This window comes from Pontibacter sp. Tf4 (genome assembly GCF_014212495.1).
Classification (GTDB): Bacteria; Bacteroidota; Bacteroidia; order Cytophagales; family Hymenobacteraceae; genus Pontibacter.
On record NZ_JACKZC010000003.1, the window covers coordinates 303,796 to 329,162 of the forward strand.

General features: G+C 49.2%; 24 protein-coding genes. 12 read left to right on the plus strand and 12 right to left on the minus strand.

All coding sequences use genetic code 11. The features are described from left to right. Both H7F15_RS06765 and H7F15_RS06770 read left to right on the plus strand, forming a co-directional pair. Window positions 1–1,020, plus strand: coding sequence for a type IX secretion system membrane protein PorP/SprF (locus H7F15_RS06765; protein ID WP_185196199.1), 1,020 nt, complete (start codon window positions 1–3; stop codon window positions 1,018–1,020). Window positions 1,021–1,144: 124 nt separating this feature from the next. Continuing rightward, entirely contained in the window at window positions 1,145–1,519 is a 375-nt protein-coding gene (locus H7F15_RS06770; protein WP_185196200.1) for a transmembrane 220 family protein, read from the plus strand. 136 nt (window positions 1,520–1,655) lie between these two features. On the opposite strand, the gene H7F15_RS06775 is transcribed toward H7F15_RS06770, so the two are convergent. Beyond that, window positions 1,656–1,862 carry a heavy-metal-associated domain-containing protein gene (locus tag H7F15_RS06775; protein WP_185196201.1) on the minus strand — a complete coding sequence of 69 codons (207 nt, stop codon included), beginning with the start codon at window positions 1,860–1,862 and terminating at the stop codon, window positions 1,656–1,658. Window positions 1,863–1,889: 27 nt separating this feature from the next. Further along, on the minus strand, window positions 1,890–4,127 hold the full coding sequence (locus tag H7F15_RS06780; protein WP_185196202.1) for a cation-translocating P-type ATPase: 2,238 nt from the start codon (window positions 4,125–4,127) through the stop codon (window positions 1,890–1,892). A 397-nt stretch (window positions 4,128–4,524) separates the two neighbouring features. On the opposite strand from H7F15_RS06780, the gene H7F15_RS06785 reads away from it, so the two are divergent. Together H7F15_RS06785 and H7F15_RS06790 are read left to right on the plus strand one after the other, a co-directional pair. Further along, entirely contained in the window at window positions 4,525–7,911 is a 3,387-nt protein-coding gene (locus H7F15_RS06785; RefSeq protein ID WP_185196203.1) for a PAS domain S-box protein, read from the plus strand. Beyond that, a complete protein-coding gene (locus tag H7F15_RS06790) occupies window positions 7,880–8,296 on the plus strand; it encodes a two-component system response regulator (RefSeq protein ID WP_185196204.1) in 417 nt (138 codons plus the stop codon). The genes H7F15_RS06785 and H7F15_RS06790 overlap by 32 nt, the downstream gene beginning before the upstream one ends. A 37-nt stretch (window positions 8,297–8,333) precedes the next feature. Here H7F15_RS06790 and H7F15_RS06795 read toward each other — a convergent pair whose 3' ends face one another. Then, entirely contained in the window at window positions 8,334–8,933 is a 600-nt protein-coding gene (locus tag H7F15_RS06795; RefSeq protein ID WP_185196205.1) for an AraC family transcriptional regulator, read from the minus strand. A 138-nt stretch (window positions 8,934–9,071) separates the two neighbouring features. Beyond that, a complete protein-coding gene (locus H7F15_RS06800; protein ID WP_185196206.1) occupies window positions 9,072–9,446 on the minus strand; it encodes a hypothetical protein in 375 nt (124 codons plus the stop codon). A gap of 220 nt (window positions 9,447–9,666) precedes the next feature. On the opposite strand from H7F15_RS06800, the gene H7F15_RS06805 reads away from it, so the two are divergent. Continuing rightward, window positions 9,667–9,894, plus strand: coding sequence for a hypothetical protein (locus H7F15_RS06805; protein ID WP_185196207.1), 228 nt, complete (start codon window positions 9,667–9,669; stop codon window positions 9,892–9,894). A 62-nt stretch (window positions 9,895–9,956) separates the two neighbouring features. On the opposite strand, the gene H7F15_RS06810 is transcribed toward H7F15_RS06805, so the two are convergent. After that, window positions 9,957–11,129 carry a T9SS type A sorting domain-containing protein gene (locus tag H7F15_RS06810; RefSeq protein ID WP_185196208.1) on the minus strand — a complete coding sequence of 391 codons (1,173 nt, stop codon included), beginning with the start codon at window positions 11,127–11,129 and terminating at the stop codon, window positions 9,957–9,959. A gap of 269 nt (window positions 11,130–11,398) precedes the next feature. Here H7F15_RS06810 and H7F15_RS06815 point away from each other — a divergent pair, with 269 nt between their 5' ends. The 3 genes from H7F15_RS06815 to H7F15_RS06825 all read left to right on the plus strand — a co-directional run bounded on the left by H7F15_RS06815 (window position 11,399) and on the right by H7F15_RS06825 (window position 15,266). Continuing rightward, window positions 11,399–13,567 (plus strand): HAMP domain-containing sensor histidine kinase, encoded by a 2,169-nt coding sequence (locus tag H7F15_RS06815; RefSeq protein ID WP_185196209.1) that lies wholly within the window; start codon window positions 11,399–11,401, stop codon window positions 13,565–13,567. A gap of 131 nt (window positions 13,568–13,698) precedes the next feature. After that, window positions 13,699–14,397, plus strand: coding sequence for a response regulator transcription factor (locus H7F15_RS06820; protein ID WP_185196210.1), 699 nt, complete (start codon window positions 13,699–13,701; stop codon window positions 14,395–14,397). A 233-nt stretch (window positions 14,398–14,630) separates the two neighbouring features. Then, window positions 14,631–15,266, plus strand: a complete 636-nt coding sequence (locus tag H7F15_RS06825; protein ID WP_185196211.1) for a hypothetical protein — start codon at window positions 14,631–14,633, stop codon at window positions 15,264–15,266. A 153-nt stretch (window positions 15,267–15,419) separates the two neighbouring features. Here the strand turns inward: H7F15_RS06825 and H7F15_RS06830 are convergent, their stop codons facing one another. Next, a complete protein-coding gene (locus tag H7F15_RS06830) occupies window positions 15,420–16,109 on the minus strand; it encodes a porin family protein (protein ID WP_185196212.1) in 690 nt (229 codons plus the stop codon). A 553-nt stretch (window positions 16,110–16,662) separates the two neighbouring features. Here H7F15_RS06830 and H7F15_RS06835 point away from each other — a divergent pair. After that, window positions 16,663–17,712, plus strand: coding sequence for a nucleoid-associated protein (locus tag H7F15_RS06835; RefSeq protein WP_185196213.1), 1,050 nt, complete (start codon window positions 16,663–16,665; stop codon window positions 17,710–17,712). A 24-nt stretch (window positions 17,713–17,736) separates the two neighbouring features. Beyond that, a complete protein-coding gene (locus tag H7F15_RS06840) occupies window positions 17,737–18,243 on the plus strand; it encodes a hypothetical protein (protein ID WP_255481125.1) in 507 nt (168 codons plus the stop codon). Between the two features lie 39 nt (window positions 18,244–18,282). On the opposite strand, the gene H7F15_RS06845 is transcribed toward H7F15_RS06840, so the two are convergent. After that, window positions 18,283–19,215, minus strand: a complete 933-nt coding sequence (locus H7F15_RS06845; RefSeq protein ID WP_185196214.1) for a sterol desaturase family protein — start codon at window positions 19,213–19,215, stop codon at window positions 18,283–18,285. A gap of 139 nt (window positions 19,216–19,354) precedes the next feature. Here H7F15_RS06845 and H7F15_RS06850 point away from each other — a divergent pair, with 139 nt between their 5' ends. Next, a complete protein-coding gene (locus H7F15_RS06850) occupies window positions 19,355–19,546 on the plus strand; it encodes a hypothetical protein (protein WP_185196215.1) in 192 nt (63 codons plus the stop codon). Window positions 19,547–19,582: 36 nt separating this feature from the next. Here the strand turns inward: H7F15_RS06850 and H7F15_RS06855 are convergent, their stop codons facing one another. From H7F15_RS06855 to H7F15_RS06875, 5 genes are all read right to left on the minus strand, one after another. Continuing rightward, on the minus strand, window positions 19,583–20,146 hold the full coding sequence (locus tag H7F15_RS06855; RefSeq protein ID WP_185196216.1) for an HD domain-containing protein: 564 nt from the start codon (window positions 20,144–20,146) through the stop codon (window positions 19,583–19,585). Window positions 20,147–20,197: 51 nt separating this feature from the next. Next, on the minus strand, window positions 20,198–21,025 hold the full coding sequence (locus tag H7F15_RS06860; RefSeq protein ID WP_185196217.1) for an ion transporter: 828 nt from the start codon (window positions 21,023–21,025) through the stop codon (window positions 20,198–20,200). Window positions 21,026–21,106: 81 nt separating this feature from the next. Continuing rightward, entirely contained in the window at window positions 21,107–21,604 is a 498-nt protein-coding gene (locus H7F15_RS06865; RefSeq protein ID WP_185196218.1) for a hypothetical protein, read from the minus strand. A gap of 203 nt (window positions 21,605–21,807) precedes the next feature. After that, window positions 21,808–22,533 carry a TVP38/TMEM64 family protein gene (locus tag H7F15_RS06870; RefSeq protein ID WP_185196219.1) on the minus strand — a complete coding sequence of 242 codons (726 nt, stop codon included), beginning with the start codon at window positions 22,531–22,533 and terminating at the stop codon, window positions 21,808–21,810. Next, window positions 22,475–23,359, minus strand: a complete 885-nt coding sequence (locus H7F15_RS06875; protein WP_185196220.1) for a rhomboid family intramembrane serine protease — start codon at window positions 23,357–23,359, stop codon at window positions 22,475–22,477. Before H7F15_RS06875 ends, H7F15_RS06870 begins: the two co-directional genes overlap by 59 nt. Window positions 23,360–23,530: 171 nt before the next feature. Here H7F15_RS06875 and H7F15_RS06880 point away from each other — a divergent pair, with 171 nt between their 5' ends. Then, window positions 23,531–25,354, plus strand: a complete 1,824-nt coding sequence (locus tag H7F15_RS06880; RefSeq protein ID WP_185196221.1) for a glycoside hydrolase family 3 N-terminal domain-containing protein — start codon at window positions 23,531–23,533, stop codon at window positions 25,352–25,354. Window positions 25,355–25,367: the final 13 nt, after the last annotated feature.

A 25,367-nucleotide genomic window follows, 5' to 3' on the forward strand; every position in this document is an offset into this window, starting at 1 on the left:
ATGAACAAACTTTTAGCCTTAGTTATTGTGTTACTGCTTGCCGGCCAGGCCATGGCGCAGCAAAGACCACAGTACACACAGTATTCTACCAACAACTACCTGCTTAACCCTGCCATTACAGGTATCGAAGATTATGGCGACCTGAAACTGGGTACAAGACAGCAGTGGTCCGGACTGGAAGGTGCACCACAGTCTTATTATGCTAGCTTTCATATGCCGATCAACAAGGATATGTCTTCGTCTTACAGGGGCGGGCGCATTGGGTCGGCAGCTAAGGAAGCTACTACCAAAAAGCCGAGCAAGTATAAAAAGATACGTCCGCACCACGGACTTGGCGTGCAGGCAGCCAGCACCAGAACAGGTCCTTTAAAGCGTGGTAGCATGAGCCTCAGCTATGCCTATCACCAGCCGCTCACCAAATCGTTGCGCGTATCGGCGGGTGTGGCACCGGGCTTTATACAGTACAGCCTGGACCCGGGCACGGTAACTACAGCACAAGGCAATGACCCGGCTATTTACGATGGCCGCGTAAACGAAATGAAGTTTGACCTGAACATGGGTATCTGGCTTTACTCCTATGATTTTTATGTAGGTTTAGCCGGCTCGCAGCTGGTGCCAAGCAAACGGAAATACATCAACGATAACTCTGTGATAACCGACAACGAAGGCCGACTGCAGCAGCATTATTTTGCCACAGCAGGTTACAGGGTAGATGTTTCGCCTTATTTGTCGGTTATTCCATCGGTGATGGTGAAAATGGCACAACCCAGCCCCGTTTCGGTAGATGCCACAGCCAAGGTGATGTATGCCAACCGCATCTGGGCTGGGGTTACGTACCGCCACAACGAGTCTGTCGCAGCCATGGCGGGTATCAACGTCAGCCATTTGTTTGATATCTCTTATTCTTATGATGCCAGTACCTCGCCACTTGGACAGGCGCATGCCGGCAGCCACGAAGTGGTAGTAGGTTTTAAACTGCGCAACACACGTCGCATCCTGTGCCCGGAATGGGCCTGGTAACTATAAATTTCAGAGGTTCACAAGTAATAAAAGGATGGCTTCGGCTGTCCTTTTTGCTTTGATAGCAACTATAACTTTTCGTAAAAATTCAAGTATAGCTATATCGTTTTCAAACTCCCTAACTATGCTTCGGATAACGACTGGAATCATTCTTTGCCTGCTGTTCATCAGTTTTGCGGCCATGCAGTACAACGACCCGGACCCTGCCCTGTGGATAGCAATTTATGTGGTGGCTGGTGCCATATGTGTGCTGGCAGCTTTTGGTAAATTGCCTATGGTGGTGATGGCAGTGGCTTGCGCGGCCTGCGTAATCGGTGCTTTTATGGTTTGGCCGGTAAAGTACGAAGGCCTGGAAGTTGGTGGCGGCGATATCAAAAATATTGAAGAAGCACGCGAATCACTGGGATTGCTTTTGATCGGGCTGGTAATGTTCTTCTACGCCATTTTGCCTGGCCGTGTCAGAAACATAACTACCAGTGAACCATCTTTGCGCACGTAGCGCTCTACTTTGCGTCCCTTGTGTTTAAATTTACCCACGAAGAGCGCTAAGGTTTACGCAAAGGGTGCGGGGCCTCTCTAATGTAAAAAAGGCTGACCATTTCGGGCCAGCCTTCTCTTTTTATAGTTGCTATCGTTTATACCTGCTCAGCTGTAAAGCCAGCTTTCTCTACCGTGCTTTTGATCTGATCTGCATCAAGCGTTTCGGTCTTCACTTCCAGTATCTTGTCCGGGTTATTCGTGTCTACCTCCCAGCTTGTGCCTTCCAGCTTGTTCAGGTGTGGGGTAACGGCCTTTACGCAATTTCCGCAATTAATATTGGTCTTGAATTTATAGGTCTTCATATTTAACATAATTTATTAACTAAACACTTATTTTAACTTTATAGTACGCAAACGTAAACTGTTACCCACCACCGATACGGAGCTGAAGGCCATGGCTGCACCGGCAATCATCGGGCTTAGCAGGAAACCGGTGAACGGAAATAACAGCCCCGCAGCTACCGGAATACAGATCACGTTATAGAAAAAGGCCCAGAACAGGTTCTGCCGGATGGTTTTAACAGTGGCTCTGGATAATTTTACAGCAGCAGCTACCTGCGTCAGGTCGGAGCGCATGAGTGTGATTCCCGCTACGTCCATGGCAATGTCGGTGCCCTGCCCCATGGCTATACTGATGTCGGCAGTGGCCAGTGCCTGCGCGTCGTTTATACCGTCTCCTACCATGGCTACGTGTTTGCCGTTTGCCTGCAGTTGCTTCACAAAATCGGCTTTATCCTGCGGCATTAGCTCGGCCTTATAGTTCGTAATACCCACCTGTCGGGATACGGCAGCGGCTGTCTGGCTGTTATCGCCGGTCAGCATGTACACTTCTATGCCGGCATCCTGCATGGCTTTTATACCCTGGGCGGCACTTTCTTTAATTGGGTCGGCTACCGCAAAAACGCCAAGTGCCTGGGTAGCATCTGCAAAGTAGATAGCGGTTTTAGCTTCGTTCTGCAGCGCTATAGTTTGCTGTGCCAGTTCATCCGGTATAGTTATACCGTGCTGCTGCAACAGTTTATAGTTACCGGCATAGTAGCGCTTACCATTAAAATCTGCTTCAATACCCAACCCGGTCAAACTGCTGAAATAGTCGGGTTGTAGCACCTGGGCGCCTGCTTCCCTATAGTAACTATACACAGCCTGCGCGATCGGGTGCTCCGACTGGGCTTCCATGGAGTAAAAGTACGTTTCCAGTTGCGCGTGCTGCTGTGCGTTATTTGCCCAGATCACGTCTGTTACAGTTGGTTTGCCTAAAGTTATAGTTCCGGTCTTATCAAGTATCACGGCATTCACTTCATGGGCACGCTCCAGGCTTTCGGCATCTTTAATCAGGATACCATTTTCGGCACCGCGGCCAACGCCCACCATTATAGCCGTTGGGGTTGCCAGACCAAGCGCACACGGGCAGGCAATTACCAGCACCGAGATCATCGACAGGAAACCTTCCGTCAGGTAAGCTTCGCCACCCAGCACGATCCAGGAAAGTAAGGTAAGCACAGCGATGCCCAGCACCACCGGCACAAAAATTCCGGCAATCTTATCGACGAGCTTTTGTACCGGGGCTTTGCTGCCCTGGGCTTCCTGCACCATTTTAATGATGTGGGCCAGCATGGTTTCGCCACCGGTCTTTTGCGCGATAAGCTGTACACTGCCTTTCTGGTTTATAGTTCCGGCATATACTTTATCGCCTGCTTGTTTCTGCACTGGCAACGGTTCGCCACTCAGCATGCTTTCGTCCACATACGTAGTACCTGCGGCAACTTCACCATCTACAGGCACGCGGTCGCCGGGCAACAGAATTACCCTGTCACCTACCCGCACTTCTTCTATCCTGATCTCCAGTTCAGCACCATCCCGCAGAATACGTACTGTTTTCGGCTGCAGGCCCATCAGCTTTTTAATGGCTTCGGAACTTCGGTTCTTAGCCCCTTCTTCCAGGTATTTACCTATCAGGATAAAAGCGATGATTACGGCTACGGCTTCGAAATAAACATGTGGCTCCAGTCCCCGGCTCAGGAAAAACTCCGGATAAACGGTATTAAACACACTGAAGATGAAAGCGATACCTGTACTCAGGGCTACCAGTGTGTCCATGTTGGCGCGGCCGTGTTTAGCCTGTGCCCAGGCCCCGGTAAAGAAACGCTGCCCTGCCCAAAGCAGGATTGGCGTGGTAAACAGCAGCATGGCCCAGTTGCCCCAAGTGAAGTGTCCGTGGAAGAACATGCCTAATATAAACACCGGCAAGGCCAGCACCACGGCAACTATAGTTTTGGTCTTCAGGGTTTTCAGCGCTCTGGCTTCGCGGGCTTCCAGTTCTTCCTGTGTCTGGGTCTCGATCAGCATATCAAAGCCGATCTCCTGTACCGTTTCGCGCAGCTGGGCCGGGTTAACTATAGTTGGCTCATAGGTTACCTGCACGCTTTTACCGGCAAAATTCACATTGGCTTCGGCTACGCCCTCGCGGTGGCGCAGCATACTTTCAATACTCGAGGCGCAGGACGCACAGGTCATGCCCTCTACGGGGTAGGTCGCTTTTTTATAGTTGGTCTTAGTTAACGTTTCCATATCAGTCAGGTCATTTTCAACAGTACAAATTTACGAACATCCCTGCCCGAAGCCCTTACACATTTACTACTATGATTTACATAATTCCCCGGATGGTACCAGGTCAGAAAAATTAACAGATATAGGAAACGGGATATACACTTTGCCATTGGGTTTATATTGCTATATTTAGTGTCGCTGAGCCTGGCCACAAAAAGCCGGGTGCCGCATACACTTGTTTCCGGGTTCTTTTAGCCATGCCCTGCCGGCATTTCTTCTTCCCGCTGAATAAAGTGCGACGCCTGTTCAACCTACGCCACCCGTTTGAAGTATGAAAACGAACAACTTTATCGTATATAAATTAAATAAGGTATAGTTGTAGATTTACTAACATACTGGCTCCACTACAGACCCGCACATGAAAGACGAGCAGGAAGGCATTTTTAACTTCGCGCGCAATACCCGAGTTACCCGGCTTACTGCCATTGTGCTGGCTGTGCTTGCGCTGGCATTGCTCCTGATCAGTGCCTATTCCTATCTCGCAGCCCGCGAAGTGCAGGAAAAGTATAATACCATGGTATCGGACTCGCTGCATAAGCTGGAACTGATAAACAGCCTGCATAACAACGAAGACCAGATCTATAACGCCACTATAAAGCATTTGCAGACCACCGACACGGCAACGATGGTCGAGCTGGAGAAACGCATTATGCAGTTCAACGCCAATGTAATGGCGGACCTGGAGGCCCTGAATCAGAAATTGTCACATCCCAGCCGCAAGCAGACAATCCAGAATTACATGAAGAGCCGGCAACAGTATACAGCACTGTTGCAAAATATACTCAGGCTCAGCAGCGAAAACCAGAACGATGAAGCCATTACCCTGGAAGGCCAGCGACTTTTGCCTGCCCACCATCAGCACCAGTCCTACCTCAATGAACTCAGTGACAGCATCAGTGTGACGACCAGGGAACGGGGCGAGCAAGCGCTGCAAACTATAAACAATACCATGCGCAGCTATAACCTGCTGCTGCTGGCTGCTATACTGGTTACCGCTGTAGCTTCCTACTTCATCCGGCGGGTACTGCGGCAGTTGCGTTACCACGATGTCATCCTTAAATCCGAAATAAGGGAAAGGGAACAGCTACGCCACGCCCTCAATGAAAGCCAGTCGGTGTACCGGTCGCTTTTCCGGAACATTGCCCTGCCCATGTGGGTTTTTGACCAGGATACTTTTCAGATACTGGAAGTAAATAAAGCTGCCGAAGAAGAGTATGGCTACACACGCCAGGAGTTCCTCAAGATGTCCATTGCCGATCTGCAACCCGAAAACCAACGCGAGAAACTCCGGGAAGTACTCGCTAACCTGGATGGTAAGTTACCACCGCTGCCCGGCTGGAAACACCAGCGTAAAGACGGCTCCCAGTTTTATGTGGATGTAAAGTCGCATCTGCTGCCAACCAACGGCCCTATCCGCCCGCGGGTAGTAGTGGCCATTAATATCGACCGGCGTGTGCTGGCCATACAGGCGCTGGAATGGCGTGAGCGGCAGCTGCGTGAGATAAGCGCCAGCATACCGGGCGTTGTGTTCCAGTTTCAGCTGGATGGGGACCTGAACTATAGTTTCCCGTTCATCAGCGAAGGCATCGAGCGCTTGTTCCATATTAAACTGGAGGAGGTTAAAATTAACCCGAAGGTGATTTTTGATACAGTGCATCCGGACGAGCTGGAACTACTCTGGGAAACCATTAAAGAGGCTTACGACGAGGTAAAACCCTGGGAGTTTGAGTTCAGGGCATGGCAGAAAGACGAGCAGAAGTATAAATGGCTGCACGGCCACAGCCTCCCCAACCACAAGCAGGACAGCGTAGTTACCTGGAACGGAACCCTGATCGATATCACCTCGCAGAAAGAGGCACAGGAAAAACTTGTTGCCAGCGAGGCTAACCTGCGCTACCTGCTCAACAGCTCGCCACAGGCCATCTACCTGCTCGATGACCAGCTGCATATCATTGCCTTTAATACCCGCGCCGCCGAAGAGGTAAGCTTTCTTCAACTTAAAAAACTGCAGGCCGGTGAGTCTATCCTCAACTATATCGCTTCCGGCCTCCTCGACGAAACAAAAGATTATCACCGGAAAGCCTTGCAGGGCGAGACTACCGTGTACGAAACCAACAATGGCGGTGGCTGGTACGAAGTGGCCTACCGTCCGGTATTTGGCCCTGAGAACCGCGTGCTGGCGGTTGCCCTGAGCATAGAAGATATAACCGAGCAGAAACTGATACTGGAAACAATAAAGCACAGCGAGGAACAGCTGGCCAGAGCCCAGGAACTTAACCACATGGGTAGCTGGGAATACGAACTGGCAAGCGGCAGGATCACCTGGTCTGACAACCTGTACAAGCTGCTGGAGGTAGATAAGGAAACCACCACACTTACGCCTACCTTTATCCGACGATTTATACACCCTGCGGATGCTGAACTGGAGGCAAAAACCTACAGGGAAAGTATCCAGACAGGAAAACCTGTTATATTAGAGCACCGCGTTATAACAGCTACCGGCAAAGAACGGGTATTTTTACAGAATGGCGAGATCATCAAAGATGCCGACGGAAGGCCTGTCTCCATATCCGGCGCAATGCAGGATATTACCGAACAAAAACGGGCAGAACAGGAAATAACAGAAGCCCGTAACCTGCTGCAATCGGTGCTGGCCAACATCCCGGAGATCATTTTCTCTACCGATGCCAAATTTAATGTTACCTACATCAGCCCGCAGTGCATGGAAATTTTGGGCTACCCTGCCGAAGAGCTGACAGGCAACGCCGACCTCTGGTACAAAAACATTCACCCTGATGACCTGCCGAAACTGAAGCAAGTGATACAGCGCTTAATGGCAGAGGAGCGGGTGCAGTATGAGATCAGGATAATCCGGCGGGACGGGCAGGTAAGATGGCTGCTGCTGCGCTTATCTTCTACCTTAGATGCCAATGGCAGGCTTATACGCCTGGACGGCTCGGCTGCCGACATGACCCAGGCAAAAATGGCAGAAGCCAAGCGCGAAGACCTGAACCGCCAGCTGGTAAACCAGAACCGTAACCTGCAGCAGTTTGCCTACATTGTATCGCATAATCTGCGGGCGCCTATTGCCAACATCCTGGGCCTCACCTCTATTTACAACAAAACCGATCCGGGTGCTCCTATAAACGAGCGCGTAATTGATAACCTGTTTAAATCGGCCCGGCTGCTGGATAACACCATCCGTGACCTGAACGAGCTGCTGACCGTGCGAAGCGAATACCTGGAGGGTATGCTGGAGGAAATCTATTTTGATGCCAAGCTGCAACACATAACCGACAGCCTGGCCGACGAAATTGAGCAAAGCGGCGCCATCATCACCAGCGATTTCAGCGAAGCGCCATCGGTGGTTACTATCCGGAGCTACCTGCAAAGCATCCTGCATAACCTGATATCCAATGCCATAAAATACCGCGACCCGAAGCGAATTTTAACAATAAAGCTAAAATCTTTTGTAGTTGATAACTATATTTGTCTGCAAATCAGCGATAATGGCCTGGGAATTGATATGGCAAAAGAGAAAGACAAGATCTTTGGCCTCTACAAACGATTCCATCCGGGTATTGCAGGCAAAGGCCTGGGGCTGCATTTGGTTAAGACACAGGCAGAGCTGCTTGGCGGTAAAGTTGAGGTGGATAGCAGTGTGGGAGTAGGCACAACCTTTAGTGTTTACTTTTTAAAGAGTAGTGTAGTACATGAGCATATTAAAAAAAGTAATGTTGATTGATGATGACCAGGTAAACAATTTTGTTTGCGAGAGCATCATTAAAACAGAGCAGTTTGCAGATGAAGTGATCAGTTACGAGTTAGCTGAAGAGGCGCTGGATCACTTAAAAAAGACGGCAGCAGAGCACCCTGAAGATTTTCCTTCCCTTATTTTTCTGGATATAAATATGCCGGGCATGGACGGCTGGAGCTTTATAGACGAGTATCGTAAGCTACCGGAAGAAGTAACCAACCAGTGCTGCCTGTTCATGCTATCCTCGGCTGTGGACCGCAAGGACATTATCAGCGCCAAAAGCATAAAAGAGGTAAAAGACTTTTTCTCAAAACCGCTTTCGCCGGAAATACTGAGCTTTATACAGGAAGAATTTGCCTGTAATTTACGGTAACAAGCGTTGCTGTAACTATAGTAACTATAGTTTATAGTCAGGTGAGCTGATCTAAAGGCTTGCGGGAAACGGTGCTGCTCTTTTTGTATGCCGATGGGGTAAGGCCGGTTACCTGCTTAAACTGGCTGGATAAATGGGCCACACTACTATAGCCAAGCTTGTCGGCAATCTGGCTCAGGCTAAGTTCGTTATAGTCCAGCAGTTCTTTGGCCATTTCCACTTTCTGCAGCACCATAAACCGGGCAATGGTAATGCCTTCAGAAGCCGAAAAATGCGCGCTGAGCGTGTTATAGTCCTTACCTAACAGATCTGAAAGGTAATCAGACAGGTTTACGTGCAACTCCTCTACTCTGCCCGAGCGCAGCAGTTCAATCACCGCGATCTTAACTTTTTCGGTAAGTTCTGTCTTCACATCCTGTATCAGGTAAAAGCCTTCGGCAGAGAGCGCTGCTTTTAACTGGCTGAGTTGTTCGGGAGTGGGTTCCTGCGCCAGGCTGGCCTCTCCCAGTTTTACTTCCCCCACCGGCAGGTCCAGTTTCTGCAGTTCTTCGGTTACCACTTTTATGCAGCGCGGGCACACCATGTTGCGGATGTGCAGGGTATAAGCCGGGGTGGTATAAGGGTGCTGGGCTGCCATAGAGGTTTTGTAACTATAAGATTAACGCTGAGTGAGAAGCAAACTTAGCAAAATTTACATTCAGACACCTGGTTATCTTATTAACACAAAAGCGGGAGAATTGTTAAACTCTCCCGCTTTTGTGGCTTGCTATCATTATCATGTTCTGGAATGGTCGGTATCATCGTCGGGGTTTGTGCGTTTCTGGCCCAGCGGCTGCTCCTGGCTCCGGATACCGTTCAGGTTATCGTCCATGGCGGTGTCGCTGCCTTCGTATTCAAAACCAGGTCCCTGCGCCATGTAATCAGTGCTTTTAGGGTCGTTGGCGCCATAGCCGGTCACCTCGTTGCCTCTGATGTGCATGTTCTCCAGTTTGCCTTTCTGCCCCGAGCGTTCGGTTGTACCGCCCGGCCCCATGTTGCGCTTGGCAGTTGGGTCGGGGTGGTTGTTCATGGTCATGCGTTTGTTATAATCGCTGTTCACGTTCTTGTCCCGGTCGGGGGTATTTTGTATGTTTTCTTCTTCAATTGCCATAGTTCTAAATCAATAGGTACAGCTTTGTATACGCGCGGCTGGGTTGGTTGTTCGTAAGCCATCGTTTTACTTAACATAAGTTACAAACTATAGAACTATAACTATAGCCTTTTCGGTACACTGCACCTGTGCCGGATAAATCAATTATATTTGCGGATAAACTGCGCGGCGGGCACCTAAGCTATAGTTGTTGCGTTAGAGAGTACAAACCAGGCATTATATGAAGTTTTCGAAGATTTACGACCCGCGCCAGATGAATTCTTACCAGTTTGTGGCAGCTACTGGCCTTGTCATGACGCTGGTAGCACACCTGATACTGGCTATAGTTGGCAAAACCGTAGACAACTTTGTGGCCTTGTACATTTGCTGGGCCGTATTTTTTACGCTGGGCACCATCGCCAATTTCAACAGCTCCCCCGACGACCACGACCATCACCACCACCATTAATATAAAAAGCCGGTCACGTGTGTGCCGGCTTTCTTCTTTCACAAACTAAGCTATACTTTTCTTTATTTAACCAGCAGTCTTTTGGTAAGGGTTCTTCCGTTCTGCTCAACCTGCAGGTAGAAAATCCCGGTGCCCATTCCTGTCAGGTCCAGCTGTTTAGCATACTGGCGTGCGTTTTTGTCCAGTTTTTCCTGGTATACCTGTTTGCCGGCGCTGTTCAGTACTTTTATAGTTGCCTGCCCCTTCTCCAGTAATGTAAAACTAACGTTAAACTGTCCGCTGCTCGGGTTTGGGTAATAGCTCAGGTCTTCAATCTTCAGTTCTTTCTTTTCAGACTTCTCTACTTTTACGCCTGCCTCTTTCAGGGTTTTCTTGTCGTCTTCGGTGATGCGTTCTATTCTGGTCCGGTCCATCAGGATCACTGTCGATTTTTCACCTGATCTGCCGAAGTGGTAAGCGTCGATCTCTTTTTTGTTTCCTTTCCCGTCTATTTCGTAAACCGTGGTTTTGCCGGTCTCGTCTGTTTCGATCCTGATCTTATCTGACGTGCTGTAGCGGGCTTTTATATCACCAGGATAGACTATAGCATGTTTTCCCTGCATTCTAACTCCTTCCGGCCCCGTAATCCGGACGATGGTATGCGTAGAATCCGAGCCATCTCCCGGGCCCATAATACTGAAGGCACGGCCAGGCTTTCCTTTCACAATAAGCTCCTGTATGTGTTTGTTTTGAAGGCTGTCTCCGTGTAGAGTCATTACTTTTGCACCATTCAGGGCTTTAACTATAAACGAATCGCCTTTTATGGTCTCCAGCCTTTCAAACAGCAATGCACGTTCATCGTCGCTCATAGCCTTGCCACGTAGCACGCGCACTTCTTTTATTTTGCCCATCAGTGCTGTATCACCTGCAATTCTGTAGCTTATAGTTTCAAGCTCGCGCAGCTTCTTATTAGCGTAAAGCGAATCCACCTTCCCTTTCATTCCGTCCAGCTTTTTCCAGTCAACTGCATCCAGCTTCCTGAGGGCTTTCATGTGTTTCTCATGGTCTGCAGCGCTGATAACCGTATCCGAACTATAGATCAGGTCGCCGTTTTCGTACTTCAGGACTTTCACCCGCATCTTTTCGGGCTTCTGCTCCTTTTTTGTATCCTGAGCTAAAAGTGAATAGACTGGCAGCAATGCTAACAGTAAGCTGATGGCCAGTTTAAAGAAATGCTGTAAGATAGATAGGTTCATAGTTTTAGCGTTAAGGTTTATACAAATGTACGGGCCTTTTAAACCGGCTTTAGTTAAGGCTTCGTTAAAGAATGTTAAGGAAAAGTTAAAGTTTGCTTCCCGGGCACCAAACATCCTGCACCTATTGTATTATGGGTGTATCTATAGATAAAATTGTAACTTATAAACAGTCCTCGGTTTTAAGCTGGTAACTATAGCTTACCTTAGACGATGTGTTAAATAAAAGTTAAAATCGGGCGGTGTTGAACTATAAGGAGTAAATTTGATACGTGAACAAGTACACAATTATAGGGGTAATTGCGCTGATGAGCGTTTCGCTGCTTGGGGTGGTAGGCCTGCAACTATACTGGATCAACGATGCCATAGAAGTAAAGCAGGCCCAGTTTGAGCAGGCCGTAAACAGCGCCCTGACCAGCACAGTTGATAAACTTGAGACCCAGGAAGCCTTAGCGGTAGTTACCAGCAAAATGAGCACCCTGCAGCATCTCCCCGCTCCCGATACCCTTACAGACCAGCCTCCTCACCCTGAACCATTAAACCATACACCTAAACAAACGCCGCCTAAAGCACCAGAACCGCAGAAAGCCCCTAAACTCAAATCTAAAAACAAACCTACTCTTGCCGACAACAGCGAGCGGACTGAGATCAGGGAAATGGCACCTGGTTCTATAGTTTACCATCCTGAACGCGCCCGCGTACGCTTGCTCACTGGAGACAGCATTCCGGTAACCGGGTTCCGGGTTCCGGGCAAAAAACCGGTAAAGTATGTTGAGCTGAATGGCAAAGTAAAGCCTGCTAATGATATGAAAGTGCAGGTTTATAGTTATGTAACAGATGAAGTACGGCCGCCGCATATCTTACAGCACATTAATGTACAGACCGACTCGTTGCTTAAACTGGCAAAAACCTACAAACGAGCTTTTGAATTTTCGGTGGATACTTTGCAGATGGTGGCTACAATGCTGGATAGCCTGCACCACCTCACTCATTTTGCTACCACCATTAATCCGGCAGACCTGGAGAGAGTTCTGGTACGTAACGACAGCGTTTACATTACACGAAAGGGACAAAAAAGACCGGTTCATGTTAATCAGCAGCGCAGAGCCAACATTTCTGCTGCTCCGTCCCTAATCCGGCAACCCGAAGCATTCAGAATGTACGGGCAGGATATTCAGGCTATAGTTGAGGAGCGCAAACACTTGAGAGCAGCTGCGGCGGCAAAAAAAGAGGCACAAACTATAGCAGCTATACAAGCCAGCAAAGATGCGAACAAAGCTGCCAACGCAACTATAACACAACCCTCCAAAACTACTATTGAGAAGCTGGAGCATAAAAAAGAGAAGCTTAACAATGTAGTGCAGAAAATGGTGGTAGAGTATGTGGCCAAAGACGAGCCCCTACAAAAGCGCCTGAACCTGGAAAATCTCCCTGTTTTGCTGAAAGATGAGCTGAAACAGCAGGGCATTGACCTGCCTTTTGGCTACCATGTGGTAAGCGGGCAAAACGATACGCTGCTCGTGAAACATGCCCCGAAAGAAGGCAATCTACACTACTATGCAGCCGCACTTTTCCCAAACGACCTGATCGAGAAAAAAGACTATCTGGCCGTTTATTTCCCTGACAGCAGCACCTATGCTATCCAGTCGTTGTGGGGCATGATGGCTTTATCCGGATTCTTTACACTGATCATCATAGCAACGTTCGGTACCACCATCCACATTATCTATAAGCAGAAAAAACTATCGGAGATGAAGAACGACTTCATCAACAACATGACGCATGAGTTTAAAACACCTATCGCTACCATCTCGCTGGCTACCGACTCTATTGCCAACCCCAAAATTTACGAGAACCCAGACAAAATAAAGTACTATACCAACATTATCCGGCAGGAAAACAAGCGCATGAACACGCAGGTAGAGAACGTGCTGCAAATTGCCCTGCTCGAAAAAAACGAATTTAAGATGCGCCTGGCCCCGGTAGATGTGCACCTCCTTATAGTTAAAGCCATCGAAAGCATACGCCTGCAGGTAGAACAGCGCCTTGGTAACATTAATGTGCAGCTGGATGCACTTGCCCATGAGCTGAAATCGGATGAGATACACTTATACAATGTGATCTGCAACCTGCTGGATAATGCCAACAAGTACTCGCCAGCTGCACCCGAAATAAGCCTGAGCACCCGGAACATAGATGGCGGCATTCTGATAGCCGTAGATGACAAAGGCATGGGCATGAGCAAAGATACCCAGCAACGTGTGTTCGAGAAGTTTTACCGTGTGCCTACCGGTAACCTGCACAACGTAAAAGGTTTCGGACTCGGCCTCAGTTACGTGAAAGCTATAGTTCAGGCACATCATGGCAACATCCGACTGTGGAGCGAACCCGGCAAAGGCAGCCGCTTCGAGATATTTTTACCGTTCAGGCACGAAAGTTAGAAAGTTGGGAAGTTAGAAAGTTAGAAACGTAGAGCCGCAATACTTTGCGGCTGATACTATAGCAGAAACAACAATTTAACCATCCAACCATTTAACCATTTAACAATTAGCAACCAGCAAATAAAGTAGCTATGAAGATATTACTGGCCGAAGATGATCCGAATTTTGGTATCGTGCTCCGCGATTACCTGGAGCTGCACGACTATGAAGTTACGCTCTGCGTGAATGGTTGCCTGGCTATTTCGGCATTCAGGAAAGGGACCTTTGATATCTGCATACTGGATGTGATGATGCCGGAAAAAGATGGTTTTACACTGGCACGCGAAATAAAGAAACTGAACCCGGATATTCCCCTCATTTTCCTGACGGCCAAGGCCATGAAAGAAGACATGCTGGAAGGTTTTAAAATTGGTGCCGACGATTATATTACCAAGCCTTTTGATTCGGAAGTGCTGCTCTATAAAATAAAAGCAATACTGAACCGCCACCACCCGGCAACCATAGAAAAACCTGAGCCAGATGAATATGCCATCGGCAAATACCGGTTTTTGCACAAGTTGCGCCAGCTCATGCTGCATGGGAACATCCAGAAATTATCGCCTAAAGAAGCTGAGCTGCTGCACCTGCTTTGCAAGCATCTTAATGATGTAATGCCGCGCGAACTGGCCCTGCAAAACATCTGGCACGAGGACAGCTACTTTACCGCCCGCAGCATGGATGTGTACATAGCCAAGCTCCGCAAATACCTGAAAGACGACCCGACAGTAGAGATCGTAAACCTGCATGGCCAGGGCTACAGGCTTTGTGTGCAGCAAGGGGTGATGCTATAAGTTTTGGTATCCGTAACATTACCTGCAGGAACTATAGCACGCACCATTCACCCTGCTTAAAGTTGCAACATTAAAATATTATTCCATTCTGAATGCTATACAAATGCAATATATAGTTAATACTGTTATATTTACGTTTGCTATAAACTTTGATGCCTCTGCAAAAGCCGGGTTGTTATAGTCTATAGTTTAACCTGAGCTATCCGGAATTTTATAACAATCAATTTTTAGCCATGAAAAAACTTATACTCTTTGCCCTCATTTGCTTTACGCTGGGCAGCTGCGGGCCACAGATCTACCAGGCTCCATCATTCAGCCAGGTGAAGGATACGCACAAAGTTGTTGCGGTCCTGCCTTTCGAAGTTACCATCGAATCCAGAAGATTACCGAAAGGTGTTACCGCCGACATGGTGCAGGACCAGCAGCGCGACTACGGTTACGGCATACAGAGCGATGTGTACGGTTACTTTCTGAAGGAAATGAGCAAAAACAAGTACACTGTTAATTTCCAGGATGTAAGCAAAACCAATGCCCTTCTGAACGATGCAGGCCTTAGCTATGATGACCTGCGCCTGAAATCAAAAGACGAGATCTGCCAGCTGTTAGGCGTGGATGCAGTAGTATCGGGCAAAACAATTATGTCTAAGCCGATGTCGGATGGCGCTGCCATTGCCGTTGGTTTATTGGTAGGTGCCTGGGGCAATACAAACTCAGTAAACACGACCATTACCGTACACGAAGGCAAAGCCGGCGACCTGATGTGGAAATACGATTATCAGGCATCAGGTAGCGTGGGCAGCAGCCGCCAGTCACTCACCAATGCCCTGATGAAAAATTCATCTAAGAAATTCCCTTACAAAAGATCATAGTAACCATAACGGGTAGCCACTGAACCCATTCAGTAAACTATAAAGGGCCGCAGACGTTGGTGTCTGCGGCCCTTTGTGCTTAAAACGCAACAGGCTGCCGGTTAACCAGCAGCCTGTTGCAATCACCAAAACACTAAACAATTAGCTCACACTTTAAAATGTATAACCCACAGACGCTTTGAATGTTCTGTTATAGGTTTCAAAATTTCCGTTCTGATCAATAGTATTCAGGCCATGGTCGTAGCCGGCACTCAGGTTAAGGCCGTTTGCAAACTGATAACCGATACCGCCTACCACGCTAAAGTCCATCTCCCGGAAACCGTTCTTCATGTCCCACTCGCGGTTAAGGGCATTAAAACCAAGCACGCTGGCCTGCGCCTGCACTTTGTTGGATAACAGGTAAGCCACCTGCGGACCGGCAAAAATATGGAAGCCTTCGCCTACGTATAGTTTGGCCATTACCGGCAGCTCAATGTATTCTGCTTTGTTGGTAACAGTAAGGTTTGCGTTCAGGAATTCGGTCTCTACCCAGGGCAGTTTACCGGTTAAGCGTGTACCTTTCTGAGAGTATTGCAGCCCCGGCTCAATTTCGAAGCCCGGCCCTACCGGAATGCTCATATAAACGCCGGCATGCACGCCTTCGCGCATTTTGCGGCTCACGTTGCCGTCAGACAGGTCGATGAGGTTCTGGGCACTGTTCACGGTTTCGCCTTGCCAGTTAGAGAGGTTGGCTCCTACACGTACTCCAAATTTTATCGGATTTTGTTGCTGCTGTTGTTGCGCATTTACTGTTGTAGCCGCAAAGCCCAGCACCACGGCTATGAGTAAAAATATTCTTTTCATGATCCCCTGTAATTTTAAGTTCCTACCTTTTTAAGAAGCTGCGCGGCTCTGATACCCACTATGTAAAAACCATGCCAGAAAAGGGACAAATGAATGACTAATGAATAATGAGTAATGAATAATTATTATTGCCAACTCATAATCAACAACTTGCAATTACAAATCAGCAACTATAGTTACTAAGGCTATAGTTGAATAAAGTGGTAGCTATTGTTTGCGTGAGGGATGGAGCGGTTGTTTGAGCTCCTGTAGTTGGGCACCAACTATAGAGCGAGCCGCGAGAGCCCGACGGCTTGCCGGCACGCCCAAAACCATTTCTCCTGTTAGAAGATTTTTTTGACAAAAGACTTTTTAAACTCTAAAGCTTTTAAATCAAGCTGCAACACAGGCACTCCACATTTTCAGCTACCCTAACGCTATTCTGCCCTTACACCTTAAACAAATAGCAGAATATGATACCTGCCAACTATAACTATAAACTAATAACTACCAACCAATAACTATAAATATAAACTATACCTTTGCACTCCAGAATCAGAAAGCCGAACGATAGATGAGTGATAAGATACAGGTGCAATTGAAAAAAGTGGCCGTGCATCGGGTCGGGAACAAAGCAAAGGAAGAAGGTGTGGTGGCCTCGCAGGAGCTGGTAGATCTGAGCGACGAACAGTTGCGGGAACTGCTGCTGCGTTATTTTATTTCGCCGTTTAAGCAGGAAGAGTTTTTCCGGTTTACGCACTCCTCTGACCTGGCCCTGAACGAGCTGTTTGCCTATGCTACGCTTATTTTTAACGAGCCTGCCAAGTTTCATACGTACTCAGTGCACATCCTGAACCACCTGTACGAGCAATCGGATCACCCTAAGGTAAAGAGCGGCGAACTATACGTGGCCTATTTTTCGGGCTGCATCCTGAACGACGAGGAAGTAGACGCGATCGGTATCTTTAAATCAGAGAACAAGGACACCTTCCTGACCTTTAAGGACAGCAGCGACGACCTGAGCATCGATTACCACGCCGGTGTTAACCTGAAAAGCGTGGACAAAGGCTGCATGATCTACAACACCGAGGCGGAGGATGGTTACCGCGTAAAAATGGTGGATGCCAACAGCACCGATGCCCAGTTCTGGAAAGATGATTTTCTGCACGTAGACGAGCTGAAGGATACCAACTTCTCGACGCGTACGGTCCTGAACATGTGTAAGGATTTTTCGGAGGAAGTTTTTGCTACCACCGAAAGCAAAAAGGCGCAGGTAGAATTCATCAGCCGCTCCGTGGATTATTTCTCGAAGAACGAGACCTTTGACCTGGAAGATTTTACCAGCAGCGTGATAGATGAACCGGAATCGGCGGAGCGTTTTAAGAACTATACCCAGAACTTTGCCGAGGAGCGAAACCTGGAAGATATTCAGGGCTTCACAATAAATAAGAGCACCGTGCGTAATATGAAGCGCAAGTTCCGCAACTTTATAAAGCTGGATACCCAGATAGAGATAAAGTTCAGTGGGTATAACCCGGAGCAGAGCGAGCAGTACGTAGAGCGCGGCTTCGACGAAGAGCGGGGCATGCACTACTATAAAGTATACTTCTACAACGAATCGTAACCAGAAACTATAGTTTGACGGGCAATGTTACCTAAACCGCAGCGCCGCATAACCGGAACAATTCTTGCTGCCAGCTATAACGACCCAAGCCTTTATTATATGAGAAAGATATTTTTTGCAGCCCTGCTTGTTTTTGTAAGCGCCACGGCGTTTGCACAAGGCCCTAAAAACCCGGCCCAGTCGGCGCCTGCCAGCCTGGAGCAACGCGCTACCGCCATTACCAACGGCATGGTAAAACACCTGCAACTCAACCCGGAGCAGGCACGCCGCTTAGCCGAAGTGAACCTGAACAGCATGAAGATGGCCGAAGAAGCGAAGAAAAAGTATAAGAAGGATCCGAAAAAAGTAGTAGCCCAACTCGATGCCATCAGCGAAACCCGCCTGTCGCTCATCAAAGACATCCTGACGCCGCAGCAGTTTGCCCAGTACCAGCAGCGCCGCGAAGAAAAAATGGGTGTGCCAAACGAGATAAAAAGCAACCCGGCCAGCCGACAGGAAGGCAGCCGCTACAACGAACAGTACAACAATTAATACTATAAAAGGCAGGCTCACCCCTGCCTTTTTTGGTACCTATACTACCTTTTCCTTCACCGTGCCGCCAACTATAGCTTGGTCATTTTTATCAGGTTTTCTGGCTTTCTGGTGGTCCGTAACTATAGTTCCCGGCGCACTGAACAGTACCCGCCAGCCTTCCTTTACAGTGCTGCAATGTCGCAGGTCCCGGAACAAATCCACCCACTCATGAAATACCAGGTACACCGGATTGTATGACCTTACCGGCGTGGTTAATCCGTACACCGGTTTTTCGGTTTCAGGTTGAAAAGTGTTGAAAAGCCTGTCCCAGATGATAAAGGTAGAGCCATAGTTGCGGTCAATGTAAGCGGCATTTGAGCCATGGTGTACCCGGTGATGCGAGGGCGTAACAAAAATATATTCTATAAAAGCGGGCATTTTACGAACCAGCTCGGTGTGCACAAAAAACTGGTACAGCACTGCTACCTGGTGGCAAATAAAGAAGGTGAACGGATCGATGCCGAGTAGCGGGACCGGCACAAAAAAGACAAACTTGATGGGGTTGGTCCAGCCGGTACGCAGCGATATCAGGAAGTTCATTTTACGGGAAGAGTGATGCGTAACATGGGTAGCCCACCAGAAACGCTGCTCATGTGCGATGCGGTGCGCCCAGTACCGGCAAAAATCCACAGCAATAAAACAAATAACAAAAGCCCACCAGGCCCGCGGTATAGCCCAGGGCACCTGGTTGTAAATAACCAGCGCCACCCAAAACAGGGCTATCTTTAAACCAGCGCCCAGCACTGCGTTGCCGGCGCCAATGGCCAGCGCGGCCAGCGTATCCCGGGTATCATAATACTGCTTGTCCTTAAAATAGCTGATCAGCCCCTCTGCCACCACCAGCACAACTATAACCGGAGCCATGTAATGCATAATGGTCAGGTTGCGTAATGTATCCAGTTGGTCCAACGAGTAAATAACCTTCTCCATGGGCAGTAGCAGCTAATCCCTCTTCTGAAACGATGGAGGCCCCGCCGGGTTGGGTTGTTGACTTATGAAGCCGCGCTGCCAGCCAGCAGTTTTTATAAAATTACAGGTTTGCGTATCTTTCGGGAAGAGAAAAACGAAGATGAGGATCCGTAAAAAAGTAAAGGAAAAAGTACCCGCCACCGGCACCCGTTATGCTGCCCTGGACGTGTTTGTGAAAGCTGCCGAGAAAGAGAACTGGAGCGAACAGGAAATACAGTTTGTGATAAACGAAGTGGTTGAAGCCCGCGACGAAAAAGAAGGTTTCGAGATACTGAGCGACTACATGCAATAAAAAAAGCGGGCCTATCCCGCTTTAACTATAGTTTATTTAAACCTGTGCGCCGGTTTGTGGCTGCAGGTTAAGTTCATGCTGGTGCTGCTGCAGTACTTCTATAATAAAGGCAATGTGTTCCTGCAGGTCTACCCCGAACAGCCCGGTACCAATGCGTACCTCGTCGCGGTCCACGGAGGCGGCAAAACTTTTCTGCCCCAGCTTCTTTATAACTGATTTAGGTTCCAGTCTTTCCAGGCGCTGCGGTCTTACCTGTGCGCAGGCAACTATAAATCCGGTCAGCTCATCACAGGCCAGCAGGGCTTTATCCAGTAAGGTATCATAGCTTACTCCCCAGTGCGTATAATGCGCCGATATGGCGTGCGCGATCTCTTCTTCGCCGCGTTCCCGTAGCTCCTTCACGATCACGTTGGGGTGCTGGTCCGGGTATAGTTGGTAATCGGCATCGTGCAGCAAGCCGGTTATGGCCCATTGGTTTACATCCTGGTTCAGTTTGGTGGCATAGGCTTCCATTACCAGTTCTACGGTACGGGCATGGCGCAGCAGGCTGTCGCTGTTTGTCATCTGGTACAGGATCTGGCGGGCTTCTTCTCGGGTCATAACTATGGTTTATCTTTCAGCCAAAATAGCGTTTTTATAGTTTCCGTCAAACTAACCTTTGGTATCAGGAGGCTCGGGTTTGTTATAGTTCAGGAGGGCTTGCAATTCGGCGCGAAGCTCTTTTATTTCCTGCTGCAGCGCTTTTACCTGCCTGGCTCCGGCTACTTCGGCTTTGTTGTCAGCAGCATCGCGGTCAATAAAAAAGGTAGCCAATGTGGCCGTAAAATACCCGAAAACAGCAAACCCGTACACCGCCAGCAAAAAGCAAAGTACCCGCCCCTCGGCTGTTAACGGGAAATAATCGCTTCCAATAGAGGTAAGCAGCATAACCGTCCACCAGAGCGCTTCGGAATAGGTTTGCAGCCCATGCTCGTTCTCGAAGGCGTACATTCCGGCACCACCACCAGCAATAACCACAAGCGTCAGCAATACCACATAGCCAAAGGCGCGGCGCTGCATAGCAGCTCCAAGACTCTTCATGCCCCGGTTTATGGAGCCCACTACTTTTACGAGCCGCAGCCCTCGCACAGCCCTCACCGAGCGCGCCAGCCGGAAGACCCGCGCAATCCGGAACACCCTCAGCGCCGGAACAGCCAGCGACACGATCGTGAGCACGTTATGCTTTAAAAACCGGGACTTGTGCGGCGCCAGAATAAACTTGAGAACAAAATCGAGTATAAAAATTACCCAGATCAGCGTGCTGATATGCTCCATGACCGGGTTCAGGCCCCGTATCAGCTCAATTACCAGCAACACCAGCCAGATCAGGCCCAGCACCACCATCGGGCCTTCCAGTACATGCTGCAGCCGGTTCAGGAGCTTATACCTCTCCCGCTCCAGTTGCTTGTCCTGTACTGTTTTATTCTGCTGCTCTGGCATAAGGTTCTGTGGCCGGGCAAAGGGTAGGGCTATGCCCGGTTGCAAGGGTGGTTACGGTGTTGTGCAGTGCAGGTTGGGTAACTATAGTTTTTCTATCTGTACATCGTCCCAGTAGCCCATAATCTTGTCTTTGCGGCCAACCAGTATGTCTACCTGCTTCCTGAAACGGCGGTTCATCACATCTCGCACAATGTAAAGGCCATCCAGTTCGTCGGAAATGCCGGTAACCCACAGGGAGTCGCCAAAGGCAAGGTCGCCGCCCCAGCGGGTGTGCAGGTCCCGCGATACAGCTATCCAGCGATGAGCAGCCGGGTCTTTGCGGTTAATTCGGGAACCATCAGCGGTGATAAAGGGAGTATTATCTGTTTGGTGGGGCTCGGGGAAGTAAACAGAGGCAGAAACTTCTAAGGAATTTATCTCGGGCAGGGTGGTGGCGGCAGGAGCTTCGGTAATCGGCAGCCATTGGCTGTGGTCAACTTCTGCTTTCGGGGCGGGGACTTCAGCCTTCAGCAGTGAAAATTCTTCGGCGACAGCTACAAAAATAGAGATTACGGCCGCAAGCAATTTGTACCTAATCATAAGTAATCCTTTAAGTGAAACATCGATTTGGCAACAACAAACCGCTTAAACGACAGACTTTCGGTTAGGTTATGTAATATTTGGATTACAACTATAAAAAAGGCGATTCTTTATATAATTATTTACATAAAGAATATTTCAATATAAATACAAATCAAACTATAGCCGTAACCCGATATTCAACTATAGCAACGCGCAGGTTCCTACTTTTTCTTCCGGTAAAACTTATCCCAGACAACGTACCCGATAAACAGCAACAAACTTGCTACCGATACCCAGATAAGGCCGGTTTTAAGGCGCTCGTTGTTGCCGCCCAGCCAGGCAAGCAGCACAGTTAACGGCACAATACCGGCCACCGTAGCCAGCATAAACTGCCAGTACCGCATGGTAGCAAACCCCGCCACAAAACTGACCGCGTCGTTCGACAGGAAAGGCGAAATACGTGCTACAATAATGGCCCAGATGCCGTATTCATCCATAAATTCAGATACTTTCCGCTCTGTCTTCTTGCCTATCAGTTTGCGCACACCGGCTTCTCCCACGCTCTTCCCGATCATATACCCTACAGTAGAGGCGACAAGCACAGCAACTATGGCTATTACCGAGCCCCACACAGGTCCGTAAGCCAGTATAGCTACCAGCATCAGCAGCACCACATTAACCACCAGCAAAAACATCTGGGCAACCATAGCCAGTATGATAAAAAATGGTCCCCATAACCCAAACTGATTCACCCAATCCGAAATGCGCTGTTCGTCGCCGCTGGTCAGCACGTGCCAGCCTTCCTGCATATTTTCTTTAAAGCCCGGAAAAATAAAGTAAGAAAGCACCAGGCTGATGATAATGAGCCCGGTTAGTACCAGCGGCCATTTACTTTCCTTCTCTTCGTGGGTGTGGTGCTCGTTCTGATCTTTTTGTTGCAGAGTCATACTGTGATGTCGCTAAATTTTCAGCTTGTAAAGACGTAGTAAAGGGCCGCTTGGTTTGTACGGGTGCCGGGTAAGTGTCGGAAGTTAGGGTATAAGTTAATTTTGTGTTTGCTGCAGCTGGTAAGGTATACTGCAAACTATAGTGCTGGTAATACGGAACAAAGGTACTGCTTACATGGCGTTGCGTCACCGAAACAGGCACCTGCTGTCCCTCTTCTGCTGCTTCCTGTACTGGTTTGTCGGTTTTGCCATAGATCAGTGCGGCTACAAGCCCGGCCAGCATGCCTGCCAGGTGCCCTTCCCACGACACCCGCTCCTCATTCGGAAACAGGCCGTAAAAAAGCCCGCTGTACAGGAAAAGTACGGCCAGGGCAACAGCCAGCGCGCCCCTGTCTCTGCCGAAAAAACCACGAAACAACAGGAAACCAGCCATCCCGTATACTACTCCGCTTGCCCCTATATGGTAAGCGTTCCGGCCGATTAACCAGGTAAGGATGCCGCTGAGCACATACACCAGCACAATGGCCCGCACGCCCTGCCACCTGTGTATGAAAAGGATAAACCCTGAAAGCAGCACGAGCGGGAAGGTATTGGATAGCAGATGTTTCAGATCGGCGTGGATAAGCGGACTGAGGAAAATACCTGCCAGCCCAAGCGAATTACGCGGCAGCACGCCCAGCCAGACCAGGTCGGCGCCGGTGAGGTAAGAGAGCAGGTGCACCAGCCAGATGAGCGCCACAAACAGCAGCCCGGGCAGAAAGCTGTAGGCAAAGCGGTTGCCGTCCGGCTGACCGTGGGTTAAAAGCTCGTGTTGCCCTGTGCTCATTGGTTGGTTATAGTTTGTGGTGTTAACTCAAAAAGTAGCTAAAAATAGTGTTTCAAATCTATACGTTGCCCACCTTTCGGGGTATTTTCTGAGATAGGTTCAACTAAAACCCCCTTTCGCTTATAACTAAATCGGTTATAAAAAGTAAGTAGGTATGTGTTTAACAAGATTATGCTCCGCTTCTACCGTCACCCCTTGTTTATAGTTTGCCTGTTCGTGCTTCTGCCACTGCTGCTTACTGGCTGCGAGGGCACCGATACAGGGCGCCATACCAAGCAGGACGATTTCCATCCGCAAGAGCATGTACCATACGTACGCCCGGCAACAATCATCGAAGCACTTGAAAATCCCTCGTCGCAGTGGGTTGATTCGGTGTTTAATACCCTTACGCCCGAACAGCGCATTGCCCAGCTCATGATCATAGAAGCCTTCTCGGACAAAGGCCCTAAGTACGAAGCAGATGTGATGCGGCTGATCAAAAAGTACCAGGTAGGCGGTATTATCTTTTTCCAGGGCGGGCCGGTGCGGCAGGCAAAACTTACCAATAAATACCAGGCCGCTGCCAACGTACCGCTGCTGATCGCTATGGATGCCGAGACCGGCGTTGGTATGCGACTGGACAGCACGGTGCAGTACCCCTTTCAGCAGATGCTGGGCGCCATAGAAGATAACGGACTGATCTACCAGATGGGTGCTGAAGTAGCCGAGGAATTCAAACGCCTGGGCATGCATATTAACTTTGCGCCGGTTGCCGATATCAACAATAACGCGGCTAACCCCATTATCGGGTACCGCTCGTTTGGCGAAGACCGGCTGGACGTGACCGCTAAAAGCCTGGCGTACATGCACGGCATGCAGGACAACGGTATACTGGCTACCGCCAAGCACTTTCCGGGCCACGGCGATACGGATATAGACTCGCACTACGACCTGCCGATCATCCCCTATTCTAAACACCGCCTGGACTCGCTGGAACTATACCCGTTTAAAGAGCTGATCAAATATGGTGTGGGCAGTATTATGGTAGCGCACATGCACATCCCACAGCTCGACTCATCGCGGTACCTGCCCTCTACCCTATCCAAACCTATCGTTACCGGCCTGCTGAAGGAAGAGCTAAAGTTTAAAGGGCTGATTTTTACAGATGCCATGGTGATGAAAGGCGTAACCAAATACTTTGAACCAGGCGAGGCTGAAGTGCGTGCCCTGATGGCCGGCAACGATATACTGGAGCGATTGAACAATGTTCCCAAAGCCATTAAAGCCATCAAAACAGCTATCAGGCACGGCTACCTGACACAGGAAGAAATAGACCTGAAATGCAAACGGGTGCTGGCGGCCAAGCAATGGCTGGGGCTGCATAACTATAAACCCATTGACCTGAACAACCTGTACGAGGACCTGAACCCGCCTATTTCGGACAGTACGAACAAGGTGCTGGCCGAGGCTGCCATTACCCTGCTGCAGAACGAGAAACGAATGTTGCCCATAAAAGCACGCCGGAAGGCACGTATTGCCACGGTATCGGTGGGTGCGGTTAGGCCAACTGCTTTTCAGCGCGAAGCTGCCAGGCATCACAAAACAACAGCGTTTGTTATCTCGCGCAAAGCCAGCAGAAAAGAAGCTAACAAACTCCGGAAACAACTCCGGAATTACGATGTGGTGCTGCTCAGTCTATACGGTTCCAGCATACGGCCCAGCAACAACCTTGGGTATTCCGAAGCCTCTACCAAACTGGTGCAGGACATCATCCGCCATAAGCAAACGGTAACGGTCCTGTTCGAAAATGCCTATGGCCTTAACCAGTTTCCGGGCATCGAGAAGAGTCGCGCCCTGATCGTGGCGTACCAGCCGTTGTACCATGCCCAACTGGCAGCTGCCCGTATTGTGTTCGGCGAGCTTCCGGCACATGGCAGGCTACCGGTAACCGTAAACAGGCACTACCGCTACGGCGATGGCATCCGGAAAGGCAAAGCAGTATTTGCGCGGCGCTGAAGCATCTTACAGG